Genomic DNA, 13,192 nt, shown 5'->3' on the forward strand with positions numbered 1-13,192 from the left:
CTTTGATCAGTTCGAGGTGAGTGTTACCCCAGTTGCCAGCATGGGTTCAACGACTGGTTCCAGATCAGGTTTCATCCCCAGCAAAGGCGCCACGCGGCGCACCACTTCGGCCGCAACCGGCACGGCGGTCCAACCAGCTGTGCGGCGCGGCTTGTGGCCCGATGTATCTAGCGGTTCGTCCAGCGTGACGATCAGAACATATTTCGGGTCATGCGCCGGGAACATGCTGGCAAACGTGTTGATCACCTTGTCATCATAATAGCCGCCACGGGGCTTGGGTTTGTCAGCCGTGCCGGTCTTGCCGCCCACGTGATAGCCTTCGACCTCGCCGAAACTGGCGGTGCCTTCGGTCACCACTTTGCGCAACATGTCACGCGCGGCGGCGGCGGCCTGGGCTGACATCACCCGTTCGCCATGTGCCACGCGGGTCTGTTTCAACACCGTGGGTTTCACCGCATAGCCACCGTTGGCAATCGCGGCATAGGCCGAGGCCAGATGCATCGGTGTGGTGGAGATCCCGTGCCCGTAAGAAATGGTGACCGAGCTGAGCTTGCCCCAGTTTTTCGGCACAAGCGGGGTTGAACCGCGCGCCTCTAAGATTTCAAAGGGCGTGCGCTCGAGCAGCCCCAGCTTGCCCAAAAACGCTTGCTGACGTTCAGACCCGATTTGCAGCGCCATGCGCCCCGTGCCCCGGTTCGAGCTTTTCACGATGATATCGCTGACCGAAAGATCGCCATAGTTCTTGTTGCGAAACTCGTTGATCGGGTAGCCCGCAATGCGCATCGGCTTGCCGGTGTCGATCACTGTAGACGGGTTCACCAGCCCCAGATCCATCGCCTGAATGGCGGTGAAAATCTTGAAGGTCGATCCAAGCTCGTAAACGCCCTGCACCGCGCGGTTGAAAAGCGGGCTGTCGGATTGGTCCTTCGCCTTGTCCGCCACCGTCAGGGGGCGCGGGCGATTGTTGGGGTCAAAATCCGGCAGCGACACGACCGAGATCACCTCGCCCGTATGCACATCCATCAGGATCGAGGCCGCGCCCTTGGCGTTCATCAGCTTCATGCCACCATAAAGCACGCGTTCAATCGCATCCTGCACGGTCAGATCAAGCGACAGCTCCAGCGGCTTGCCGCCATTGGCCGGATCGCGCAGATAATCGTCAAATTGCTTTTCCACACCCGCAACGCCGATCACCTCGGCAGCCGAGACACCCTCGCGGCCAAAACTGGCCCCGCCCATCACGTGCGCCGCCAGCTTGCCATTGGGATAAAGTCGCATCTCGCGCGGCCCGAACAAAAGCCCCGGCTCGCCGATATCAAACACCGCCTGCTTCTGCTCGGGGCTGATTTTCTTCTTGATCCACAAGAACTTACGCTTGCCTGTGAAATCCTTGATCAGACGATCCCGTTTGAGGTCGGGAAAGATTTTAACCAAGGCATCCGCCGCGCCTTCCGGGTCCACCATCTGCGGTGGTTGGGCATAAAGCGCATGGGTCACAAGATTGGTCGCCAGAATACGCCCTTTGCGGTCGACAATATCGGCGCGCGCCGTGGCAATCGCGGCGCCCGGTGCAGCGGCACGTGGTTCATGCGGTTCAGTGGCCGACAGCATCGCCATACGCGCGCCCACCGTCAGGAAGGCACATAGAAACAGCCCCGCCATGACCAACAGGCGACCCTCGGACTGAAGACGCGCGCGGTCGCGCATCTCGTTGTGGCGTTCATGCAGGTTTTCACGTTCGATCGCGTCGGGGTTTTCACCCTTCTCACGCGCTTCAAGAATGCGGGCTAGTGGGCGTAGGGGGACACGGGTCATTGTGGCACCTCGCCGATCACATCAAAGGTTTCCGTGATGGAATCCGTCAGATCCAACGCCTCTTTCGGGGGGAAGGCCACCTGATCCACGCGACCGAACTGCTCGGGCTCCAGGGGCACCAGCTCCAGCGCCTCGAAATTCATCACCGCCAGCTCGCGCAGCCGATCCGGGCGATTAAGATAGGCCCATTCCGCGCGCAACACCGCCAGTTCCTCTTGCATCGCGCCAATGTCGCGCTGCAACCTGTCCACCTCGTCCAGCGAGGCTTGCGTCTTGTAGTTTTCCGAATAGGCCCAATAGGCCAAGCCCATCACAATGAGGGCCGAGGTGATATAAAGCAAACTACGCATTACAATTTATCCTTGAAAACAAGGGGTGGCAGGCCAAGTTTCTTGCGATCCGAGGGGCCAGCCGGGGCCTCGGTCCGAGTGGCGACGCGCAGGCGGGCCGAGCGTGCGCGGGGGTTGTCGGCCAGCTCTTCGGCGTCCGGGCCGATGGCTTTCTTTGGCGTCAGCTTGAAGCGCGGCGTTTCCTCGGCAGCTTCGGGCGCATAGCGCGACCCGCCCCCACCGGTTGAGGCGCGCGCTTGCAAGAACCGTTTCACCACGCGATCTTCCATCGAATGGAAGGTCACCACGGCCAGCTTGCCACCGGGTTTCAAGGCGCGTTCAGCGGCCTCAAGCCCTTCGATCAATTGACCAAATTCATCATTCACCGCGATGCGGATCGCCTGAAAGCTGCGCGTCGCCGGGTGGCTTTGACCGGGTTTTGAGCGCGGCAAGCATTTCTCGATCACCTCTGCCAGCTGCAGGGTGGTTTCAAAAGGCGCCTCGTCGCGGGCCTTGACGATGGCACGTGCAATGCGGCGCGAGGCGCGTTCTTCACCGTAGTGGTAAAGGATATCGGCCAGCGTATCGGCATCAGCCGCGTTCACGATATCGGCGGCGGACGGGCCAGACTGGCTCATCCGCATGTCCAAAGGACCATCTTTCATGAAGGAAAAGCCGCGTTCCGCCAGATCGAGCTGCATGGAGCTGACCCCAAGGTCCAGAACCACGCCGTCCAGAAGCCGCCCTGCCAGCTCGTCCATTTCCGAAAATGTGCCTTCGCGCAGGGCCAGACGGTCGCCGTAGTCACCGGCCCAGCTGGCCGCCATGTCAAACACCATCGGGTCGCGGTCAATGCCGAACACAAGATCGGCGCCCGCGTCCAAAAGCCCCCGCGTATATCCGCCCGCGCCAAACGTGCCATCTGCCCAGTCGCCAGAAACAGGCGCGACCGCTTCTAAAAGCGGCCGTAGCAATACCGGGATATGAGGACGTTTTTCTGGTGAGTTTGGGGGGGCAGCCGGGTCAGACATCTCAGCCATCCCCTCCGCTGCCGCCCAACAGCGTCAACGGATCGAAATCTTCGTCCTGTTCGTCCAGCCAGGCTTCGGTCTTGGCCATCTCAACCTCGTCATAGGTCTCGGGCTTCCAAATCTGGAACGTGTCGCCGGTGGCGATGAAGAAGGCTTCTTTTTCCAGACCGATTTTCTGGCGTAGCTTGGCGGGCAGCACCAGACGGCCGGTTTCATCCACGGTGGTCGGAAAGGACTGACCGTTAAAGAGACGCTCCAGCATGCGCCGTTCCATCGAGCCACGGGGAAGCTTGGCGATCTGGTCATCGACCTCGTCAATTGCTTCGATTGTATAGGCTTCAAGATAGTTGCGGCGGTGGTCGCCATAGACAATGACAAGATTGGGGTTCAGGCCTTCGGTGTAATCCGGATCACCGGCTTCAAGCACACGGCGAAACAGGGCCGGGATCGAGACCCTGCCCTTCGTGTCCACCTTATGGTGGCTTTCACCTCTGAACCTGCGTGCCACTTTCGCGGCTCCTTCATTGTCCCTATTCACTGTCCCTCGCCCGCGATCGGGGCTTGGAATGAAAACGGCGGATTGATCTGCTGCCACTGACCAATCCGCCGCCTGTCCCGTTTCCGGGTAGTCCAGCTGCGCGCGCCACCTGGGGGGATGTCTGCTCGCGTACGCGCCGGATCTCTTTCATTCGATGAAGCGGGTGCCTGTATGAAACCTGACTTGGGAGTGTCACGAGGTCTTGTTGCCTCTTATGTCCCGTCCTCATCTTGAATACAGGGATAGCTTGGGAAATCGTGGGACGCAACAGGTTTTTACGGGAAATATGGGGCATATCTTGTTTCAGAGGGGTGGTAAAAACAAGATATAGCGTGCAAACAGCGCCATTTTTCACGATACCTAGCGAAAACGCAGCAATCCAAACACCATATATGGTGCTGCACATGCAGAAACAAACTGCGCCCATAAATTCCCAGAAAATCTCACTTTTCTTGGAATTGGCTGGAATATTCACCGCAATTCCGACCGGAAATCCGCGACTCTGCGCATTTGATTCGTGCGAAAACCGGCTTCCGCCCATGATTTCCCACACCCCATCCCATGCTTTCCCAGACGCGAAAAAGCCCGACGCAGGCGCGCCGGGCTTCTTGCATGGTCCTTTAACGAGTGCGGATCAGGCGATCCCGCGGGCCACCATATCTGCGGCGAGCTTGGCATAGGCCTCGGCCACCGGGCCATCTACCGCGGCAATGGGCGTGCCGCTGTCACCTGCAAGGCGCACATCCAGAGACAGGGGGATTTCCCCCAGGAAGGGCGCGCCAAGTTCGGCGGCCTCGTCCCGTACGCCGCCATGGCCGAACAAATGCGCCTCGTGACCGCAATTGGGGCAGACATAGGTGGACATGTTTTCGACCAACCCCAAAATCGGGATATTGACCTTGCCAAACATGTCAATCGCCTTGCGCGCATCCAACAGCGCCACGTCTTGCGGCGTGGACACGACAATGGCGCCGGTGATCTGTGATTTCTGCGCCAGTGTCAGCTGCACATCGCCCGTGCCCGGCGGCAGGTCGATGATCAGCACGTCCAAAGGCGCCCAATCGACCTGAAACATCATCTGCTGAAGCGCACCCATCAGCATGGGACCACGCCAGACCACCGCCTCGCGGTCGGATTTCAGCATAAGACCGATGGACATCATCTTGACCCCATGCGCCTCGACCGGGATCAGCTTTTCACCATCGGGCGAACTGGGCCGCGCGTTGGTGCCCATCATGCGCGGCTGCGAGGGCCCCAGAATATCGGCATCCAGAAGCCCGACCTTGCGCCCCTGACGCGCCAGCGCCACGGAAAGGTTTGAGCTGAGCGTTGACTTGCCAACCCCACCCTTTCCAGATGCGATGGCGATCACGTTGGTCACACCCGGGACCGGCAACGGACCGGCCTGCGGCTTGGGGTGACCCCCGATTTTCAGATTGGGCGGCTCTTTCTTGGGCTGCGCCGGGCCATGCGCAGTCAGAATGACGGAAACCTTCTCGACCCCGTCCAGCGCTGCAATGGCAGCTTCGGCGGCGCGGCGCTGCGGTTCCATCGTCGCGGCCTGCTCTGGCGTTTCCGCTTCAATCACAAAGCTGACATTGCCGCCATCGACCACCAGCGCCCGGATCATATCCCGAGAGGCAAGATCCCCCCCATCCGGCAGCGCCACCGAGGACAGCGTCCCCATGATCTTGTCCCGCATTCTGGCCTCTCCCCAATGTGCATTTCGTTAAAGTGCCCGTCAGCCCTTAACTTGGACGGTTTGACGCCATGTGCAAGGGGGAAAGGATCATGACAGGTCAAGGAACTGTGGAATGTCTTATGCCAACCCACGCAAAGACAAGATCAAGACACACGACCGGTGATGCCGCAATTGACCAAAGGGAAGCTATGATCACGCATTTTGCTGCGGTGCAGCTTAAGGGGAATTTTTAAGCGAACCTCCCCTCAACCTCCTAATAAATAAGCAATTTAATCTATGCGCCCAATGCATGGCGGCTTTGCTCAATACAGGTATTGTGCAATCGCAGCATCACCCCCATTTTGCCCTTGAAGCGACGATGTGAGCGCGAACGGATTTAACCTGGGCTTTGTATGTGGCCCGCGCCAGCCCTGATGCTGGCAAACAAAGTGAGTGAGTAAAATGGCACACGCAACTGAGATTCTTCTGGCCCGCGCCGGCATGGCAGACCGCATTGCCGCACGGATCGCAGATTGGAAAGAACAGCTGGAGCTGCGCGCGAGCTATCGCACCACTGTGCGTGAACTGAGCGCGTTGAGCGACATCGAATTGTGGGATCTGGGCCTGAACCGTGGCTCGATCCGCCACGTGGCCAAAATGGCCACCTACGGCAAGTAAGTTTCGGCCACCACCTCCTCCTCCCTGGTGGTGGCTTTGATTGGCGGCGGGGTCGACCTCCTCCCTGACCCCGCCGACCAATCACAAAGCTTCGGGCCTTCTTCCTCCTCCCTGAAGGTCCATGGGTCGCGACGATGTCCACCTCCTCCCGGGCATCGCCGCACCCCCAGATACGGGGCATTTCCACCTCCTCCCGGAAACGCACCGATACGGCAACAGGTCACCTCCTCCCGACCTCGCGCCACCTGACGTCGGCCTTCACCTCCTCCCGAGGGTCGCATCAGCAAAAGAACGGCGGCGCCCACCTCCTCCCGGGCGTCGCCGTTTTTTGTTTCAGGGTTTTGGATCAGATTAATGCGGGCGCGGGCTGGCAGTTGGGCGCGCCATGCAAAATAGCCAACACACGCTGCGCCTCCTGCATCGACAACAAAGCACGCGCCGGCTGTGCTGTCCTGAGCTGCCTGGGCAGCGGTTTGTCCTGCACGGATAATAGGTTTTCGGTCTGGTCGCCTGAAAACAGGGTTTCAACCTGCGCGCCCTCAGCCAGGATCAAATCATGGGCATTGGTGGCCAGGTTCATCCACGTAACAAAGGGGCGCTGTTCCAACCTGATCGTGCTGCCATTCACCATGGCACGGGCGGGCACCAGAACCTCGGTATGCCCGGTATAAACCTCAAGCGCCGGATCGCGCAGCAAAACGCGATGCTGCTGCGACAGCAAAAGCCTGCGCGAATTGCCGATGGCGCCCGGCGCGAACACAACAGGCGCGGCGCGCCCAATGGCCACCATGCGTCGCGAGGTGATCCAGCGAATGGGTTTGGCACCACGATCCTGCGTGATCACGCGATCCCCCTGCCTCAAATCCTGCAAGCGTCTTGGCCCGTCGGGCGTTTCGATGCGCGTTTCGGCACATAGACAGGGCAAGGTAACTTCTGACCCGCCATCATTATCGACAACATAGAACTGGGGGTCAGCCGACGGGGTATAGTTGTTCCAATACCACCCCTCCAGATCAAAATCCGGCGTCCAGATGATTTGCACAAGCTCGCCGTTGTGGCTGTTGATGCCTTCCAGCACCACGATATTGATGTCACCCCCGGCCACATCTGATCTTACGACGGTGGCATCTTCGATTGTGCCGCCCCCGCCATGACCAGTCCAGGTCACGTCATAGGTGTCGCCGATGTCAAAGATAAAGGGCTCGGGATCGCCATCATTCGAGGTGATCACAAGGTCGCTGAATGCGTTTGGCGGGTTGTCGAATTGCGAGGTGGTTCCCGTCACGCCAATATTGCTGCCGGTGGCGGCAGCAAACTCATTATCCGGACTTGTAAACGTAACCATAGCGCACCCTTTCGGGCTTTTTTACGCAGGAAGGTTCTAAGGGCGGGTTTACGCCAAGGCCGTTATTGGCAGGATTTTAAGAAAATTGCGCTCAGAACGGCGTGTCGCCGGCCTGGGCCGCGGGCACAACGAATTTGGCCACAACCTTCTTGGCGCCGGCCTTGTCAAATTCGATGTCCAGCTTGTCGCCTTCGATGCCCATCACGGTGCCATAGCCAAACTTGGTGTGAAACACGCGGTCCCCTTGGGTGAAGGACGACACGGCATTGGCGTCAATCACCAACCCGCGTGCCTCATTCGGGCTGGGCTTGGCGCGCAAGTTGCCCCCTGACCCAACCTGCGCCTGCATGCGCTTCCAACCGGGCGAGTTATAGGCATCTGCCCGGCTGGCTTTGTCTTCCAGCGGAGACCCTCCGAAATCACCCGACATGCCGCCATAACCGCCGCCATATAGACCCGGCGCGGTCAGCACCTCGACATGGGCCTCGGGCAGTTCATCGACAAAACGCGAGGGCAGTTGCGACTGCCACTGGCCATAAACGCGGCGGTTGGCGGCGAAAGAGATGGTGCAGACCTCCTCGGCCCGTGTGATGCCCACGTAAGCCAGCCGGCGTTCTTCTTCGAGGCCCTTGAGACCGCTTTCATCCATCGAACGTTGGGAGGGAAAGAGCCCGTCCTCCCAGCCCGGCAGGAACACGGCGGGATACTCCAGCCCCTTGGCCGCGTGCAGGGTCATGATGGTGACTTTTTCCTCGGCGTCATCCGTATCATTGTCCATGATCAGGCTGACATGTTCCAGAAAACCCTGAAGGTTTTCAAAGCTTTCCAGCGCTTTCACAAGTTCCTTGAGGTTCTCAAGCCGGCCCGGCGCTTCGGGCGTTTTGTCATTGAGCCACATCTCGGTATAGCCGCTTTCCTCAAGGATCACCTCGGCCATTTCGATATGGGTGTCGGCCTCGGCGCGCAGCTGGTTGAACCAGCGGTCGAGGTTGCCAACCAGCGCGGCCAGCCCCTTGCCGCCCTTGCCCTTGATCGCGCCCGTTTCGACCGCGATGCGTGCGCCTTCGACCAGCGAGACGCCGTTGGTGCGGGCCAGCATCTGTATCGTCTGCACGGCTTTGTCACCCAGTCCACGGCGCGGTGTGTTGACGATGCGTTCAAACGCCAAATCGTCGTCTTGGCTGACCGCGAGCCGGAAATAGGCCATCGCGTCGCGGATCTCCAAACGTTCATAAAACCGAGGCCCACCGATCACGCGATAGGGCAAGCCGATGGTCAGGAAACGATCTTCGAAGGCGCGCATCTGGTGCGAGGCGCGCACAAGGATGGCGATTTCATCGTATCCAAATTTCTGGAAAGCCGCGGCGAGAGAAAGGCCCTCTTGCTGTCTTGTGGTTAACTCCCACAACAAATCTCGCCTTTTCTCATCAGCTAGGAAGCTTTGGTGTTCCTTCAGCCGATCCAGCAGTTGTTCCCTACTATTCAAACCCTGCAATGCTTCCAAGCCATCAAGGCGTTTGACTTCGTTGGCCATCTGTTCTGACCGAATATTCTGTCTTCTTCTCGCGACTGGAGAGCTTCCATTGAAAAAGCTTTCGATTTCTTCGCCAACCCAGCGCGCTTCTTCGTCGCCATCCCAATGGCCAATCAGACGGACTTCTTCTCCGCCCTCGGCCGCTGTCCACAGTTCTTTCCCCAGACGGCTTTCATTACCAGCGATGACGCCAGACGCAGCCTTCAAAATGTGTTCTGTCGAGCGGTAGTTCTGCTCCAGCCGGACCACCTTGGCACCCGGAAAATCCTTTTCAAACCGTAGGATATTGCCCACCTCGGCCCCGCGCCAACCATAGATCGACTGGTCATCATCGCCCACACAGCAGATGTTTTTGTGACCTGCCGCCAAGAGGCGCAGCCAGAGATATTGGGCGACGTTGGTATCTTGGTATTCGTCCACAAGTATGTAGCGAAACCAGCTTTGATATTTGGCCAGAATGTCGTCGTGCTGCTGGAATATCGTAACCATATGCAAGAGCAGGTCGCCAAAGTCGCAAGCGTTCAGCGTCTTCAACCGCTCTTGATACTGCGCATAAAGCTCCGGCCCACGGTCATTGAACGCCTGCGCCTCGGACGCGGGTAGCGCCTCGGGCGTCCACGCGCGGTTTTTCCAATTGTCGATCACACCCGCAAGCAGCCGCGCGGGCCAGCGTTTTTCGTCGATATTGTTGGCGACAATGAGCTGCTTCAAAAGCCGGATCTGGTCGTCCGTGTCCAGAATGGTGAAGTTGGTTTTCAGCCCGACCAGCTCGGCATGTCGGCGCAGAAGCTTCACACAGATCGAGTGAAACGTGCCCATCCATGGCATACCTTCAACCGTCTGGCCCAGCAGCCCGGCGACGCGTTCCTTCATCTCGCGCGCGGCCTTATTCGTAAAGGTCACAGCCAAAATTTCATTGGTGCGCGCAGACCCGGTGGTCAAAAGATGCGCAATCCGCGTGGTCAGGGCTTTGGTCTTGCCCGTGCCTGCGCCCGCCAGCATCAGAACCGGACCGTGCAGCGTTTCGACCGCCTCGCGTTGGGCGGGGTTCAAGCCCTCCATATAGGGCGCAGACCGCGCACCCAAAGCCGCACCCATCGCGCGCTGCGACAGCGGTACAGGCGGCGCCCCTGCCCCGTCATCGGAATCATCAATCAGGTCGTCATTCTCAATGCTGCTCATCTGCTCTTCTTAGCAACGCCGTCGCCACAGGGGAAGAGCATGTTCCACATCTGTTCCAGCCACCCCACAAAATCCGCCGAAACTTTCCGCCCCCTAAAGGGGGCGCGGCGAAATGTGCCCCTATATATAGTGAGTGCCCATTGACAAGCCGCCCCTTCCCGACACATCTAACGCCTCCAGAAAGACTGCCATTATTTCATGGCGCAGCTGAGTCGAGAGGAAGTTCATGCCAGTCGTCGTCGTCGAAAGCCCGGCCAAAGCCAAGACCATCAACAAGTATCTTGGGTCGGATTACACGGTACTGGCCTCTTACGGTCACGTGCGTGACCTGCCCGCCAAAGATGGCTCGGTCGACACCGACAACGAATTTGCCATGACGTGGGAAGTGGGCCGCGACAGCGCCAAACATGTGCGCGCCATTGCCGAGGCCCTGAAAGACGACAACAACCTTATTCTCGCAACCGACCCCGATCGCGAGGGGGAAGCGATTTCGTGGCACTTGGAAGAAGCTTTGCGCAAGCGCCGTGCGGTCAAGAAAGATACGCCGGTCAGCCGCGTGGTCTTCAACGCGATCACCAAATCAGCTGTGACCGAAGCCATGCAGAACCCGCGCGACGTGGACAGCGATCTGGTCGAGGCATACCTCGCCCGCCGTGCGCTGGACTATCTGGTGGGGTTCAACCTCAGCCCCGTGTTGTGGCGCAAACTGCCCGGTGCGCGGTCTGCCGGCCGTGTTCAGTCGGTTTGCCTGCGTCTGATCGTCGAACGTGAGGAAGAGATCGAGGCGTTTAACGCCCGTGAATACTGGTCGGTGAAGGCGCTTTTGCAGACCCCGCGCGGGCAGGATTTCGAGGCGCGCCTGACGGTATTGGGCGGCCAGAAGCTTGACCGCTACGACCTTGAGAACGAGACCGCCGCCGAACTGGCCGTGCAGGCCATTTCCTCGCGCGATTTGGCCGTGCAATCGGTCGAGGCGAAACCCGCCACCCGCAACCCCTCGCCGCCCTTCATGACCTCGACCCTGCAGCAGGAAGCCAGCCGCAAGTTTGGCTTTGGTGCGCGGCAAACCATGTCTACCGCCCAGCGCCTCTATGAAGCAGGCTACATCACTTACATGCGGACCGACGGGATCGACATGGCGCCCGAGGCCGTGGCGGCTGCGCGTGACGCGATTTCAGACCGGTACGGCAAGGATTTCATCCCCGCCAACCCGCGGATTTACAAAAACAAAGCCAAGAACGCGCAGGAAGCGCACGAATGTATCCGCCCGACGGATATGACCGTGTCCGCCAGCGATTTGGCCAAGCTGGAACCCGATCAGCGCAAGCTTTACGACCTGATTTGGAAACGGACCCTCGCCAGCCAGATGGAAAGTGCACGGTTCGAGCGGACCTCGGTGGATGTTGGATCGGATGACGGCCAAGTTGTGCTGCGCGCAACCGGGCAAGTGGTTGTTTTCGAAGGATTCCTGAAGGTCTATGAAGAAGGCCGCGATGATCAGGTGGTGGATGACGACGACAAGCGCCTGCCCCAGATCATGGAAGGCGAGGCTGCCAAGAAGACCGGCATCACGCCCGAGCAACACCACACCCAGCCCCCGCCCCGCTATACCGAGGCAACGCTGGTCAAACGCATGGAAGAGCTGGGCATCGGTCGCCCCTCGACCTATGCGTCGGTGATCACCACCATTCAGGATCGCGAGTACGTTCGCAAAGACAAAAACCGCCTGTTCCCCGAGGACAAGGGGCGCATCGTCACGATCTTCCTGATGAACTTCTTCCGTCAATATGTGGGCTATGAATTCACCGCGAACCTCGAAGAGGAACTCGACGAGATTTCGGCGGGCGACATGGATTACAAAGAAGTGCTGGCGCGCTTCTGGCGGGATTTCTCGGCCGCGATTGCCGAGACCTCTGAACTCAGGATTTCCGAGGTGCTCGACAAGCTGGACGCAGCCCTTGCGCCCCAGCTGTACCCGCCGCGCGAAGACGGGTCCGACCCGCGCATCTGCCCGAAATGCGGCACAGGTCAACTGCACCTGAAAACCTCGCGCACTGGCGGCTTCGTCGGTTGCGGCAACTACCCGGAATGTACCTATACGCGCCCGATCGCTGGTGAAGGTGCTGAAGGGGACGAGCGTCTGCTGGGTGAAGACAATGGTGACGAGATTTGGCTGAAATCCGGCCGCTTCGGACCTTACGTTCAGCGCGGCGAACCCACGCCCGAGAACAAGAAGCCTCCTCGCGCCTCGCTGCCCAAGGGCTGGTCCAAGGACGACATCACGCTGGAAAAAGCGCTGATCCTGCTGTCCCTGCCCCGCGTCGTTGGCGCACACCCGGATGGCGGCGAGGTGAAGTCGAACTTCGGCCGCTTCGGGCCCTACATCATGCATCAGGCCGAGGGCGAGGCGAAGCCCGTCTATGTGAACCTGAAAGACCCGGCGGATGTGTTCGAGATCGGCATGAACCGCGCGGTCGAGATGCTGGCAGAAAAACGCGCGAACCCCGGTGGCCGTGGGCGTGCCGCCGCCAAGCCCTTGAAAGAACTGGGCGAACACCCGGATGAGGGCGGACCGGTAAACGTGCTGGACGGGCGCTATGGTCCCTACGTGAAATGGGGCAAGGTGAACGCGACGATCCCGAAAGAAGTCGAACCCGCCGACGTGACCATGGAAATGGCCGTGGGTTGGATTGCGGAAAAGGCAGCGAAGAAGAAGCCTGCGCGTAAGAAGGCAGCACCGAAGAAGAAAGCTGCAGCCAAGAAGAAGGCCGGCTAGGATGATCATTCGATGGTGGTGCGCTGCAACTGGATCGGGCTTGGTTCTGGACCTAGCAACAAAACCCAGCAATTGAAGTGCTGACTTGACCCTCAGTTTGAGCTTTGCAGCTTCCCTAGAGAAAATGAGAAAGTAGAGCTTTGGCAGCCCCCGGATTTGTTGGTTTGACTGGAACCACCTTACTCCTAGTTGGAGTTCTATTCCTTGTCGTTTCGATGCGGCCTATCTGGGATTGGATGGATAATTTGAGCATGCTTACCAATCCGATACGGCGAGCTATAAG

At 59.3% G+C, this 13,192-nt stretch carries 9 protein-coding genes; 2 read left to right on the forward strand and 7 right to left on the reverse strand.

The window, feature by feature from the left end; all coding sequences use genetic code 11:
- Positions 1-6: 6 nt before the first annotated feature.
- The 5 genes from ACRY08_RS00830 to ACRY08_RS00850 form a co-directional block, all read right to left on the reverse strand.
- Positions 7-1,815 carry a peptidoglycan D,D-transpeptidase FtsI family protein gene (locus ACRY08_RS00830; RefSeq protein WP_432447914.1) on the reverse strand — a complete coding sequence of 603 codons (1,809 nt, stop codon included), beginning with the start codon at positions 1,813-1,815 and terminating at the stop codon, positions 7-9.
- On the reverse strand, positions 1,812-2,165 hold the full coding sequence (gene ftsL / locus ACRY08_RS00835; protein WP_432447915.1) for a cell division protein FtsL: 354 nt from the start codon (positions 2,163-2,165) through the stop codon (positions 1,812-1,814). The genes ACRY08_RS00830 and ftsL overlap by 4 nt, the downstream gene beginning before the upstream one ends.
- A complete protein-coding gene (gene rsmH, locus ACRY08_RS00840) occupies positions 2,165-3,175 on the reverse strand; it encodes a 16S rRNA (cytosine(1402)-N(4))-methyltransferase RsmH (RefSeq protein ID WP_432448827.1) in 1,011 nt (336 codons plus the stop codon). The genes ftsL and rsmH overlap by 1 nt, the downstream gene beginning before the upstream one ends.
- Position 3,176: 1 nt before the next feature.
- Positions 3,177-3,683 (reverse strand): division/cell wall cluster transcriptional repressor MraZ, encoded by a 507-nt coding sequence (gene mraZ / locus ACRY08_RS00845; RefSeq protein WP_432447916.1) that lies wholly within the window; start codon positions 3,681-3,683, stop codon positions 3,177-3,179.
- A 664-nt stretch (positions 3,684-4,347) separates the two neighbouring features.
- Positions 4,348-5,415, reverse strand: a complete 1,068-nt coding sequence (locus ACRY08_RS00850; RefSeq protein WP_432447917.1) for a P-loop NTPase — start codon at positions 5,413-5,415, stop codon at positions 4,348-4,350.
- Between the two features lie 441 nt (positions 5,416-5,856).
- On the opposite strand from ACRY08_RS00850, the gene ACRY08_RS00855 reads away from it, so the two are divergent.
- On the forward strand, positions 5,857-6,072 hold the full coding sequence (locus ACRY08_RS00855) for a DUF1127 domain-containing protein (RefSeq protein ID WP_432447918.1): 216 nt from the start codon (positions 5,857-5,859) through the stop codon (positions 6,070-6,072).
- A 346-nt stretch (positions 6,073-6,418) separates the two neighbouring features.
- Here the strand turns inward: ACRY08_RS00855 and ACRY08_RS00860 are convergent, their stop codons facing one another.
- Complete coding sequence (locus ACRY08_RS00860; protein ID WP_432447919.1) at positions 6,419-7,417, reverse strand: Hint domain-containing protein; 999 nt, start codon at positions 7,415-7,417, stop codon at positions 6,419-6,421.
- Between the two features lie 91 nt (positions 7,418-7,508).
- On the reverse strand, positions 7,509-10,049 hold the full coding sequence (locus tag ACRY08_RS00865) for an ATP-dependent helicase (protein ID WP_432448828.1): 2,541 nt from the start codon (positions 10,047-10,049) through the stop codon (positions 7,509-7,511).
- A 310-nt stretch (positions 10,050-10,359) separates the two neighbouring features.
- Between ACRY08_RS00865 and topA the strand changes: the two genes are divergently transcribed.
- A complete protein-coding gene (topA, locus tag ACRY08_RS00870; protein WP_432447920.1) occupies positions 10,360-12,909 on the forward strand; it encodes a type I DNA topoisomerase in 2,550 nt (849 codons plus the stop codon).
- Positions 12,910-13,192 lie beyond the last annotated feature (283 nt).

The organism is Aliiroseovarius marinus (assembly GCF_050881025.1).
Classification (GTDB): Bacteria; Pseudomonadota; Alphaproteobacteria; order Rhodobacterales; family Rhodobacteraceae; genus Aliiroseovarius; species Aliiroseovarius marinus_A.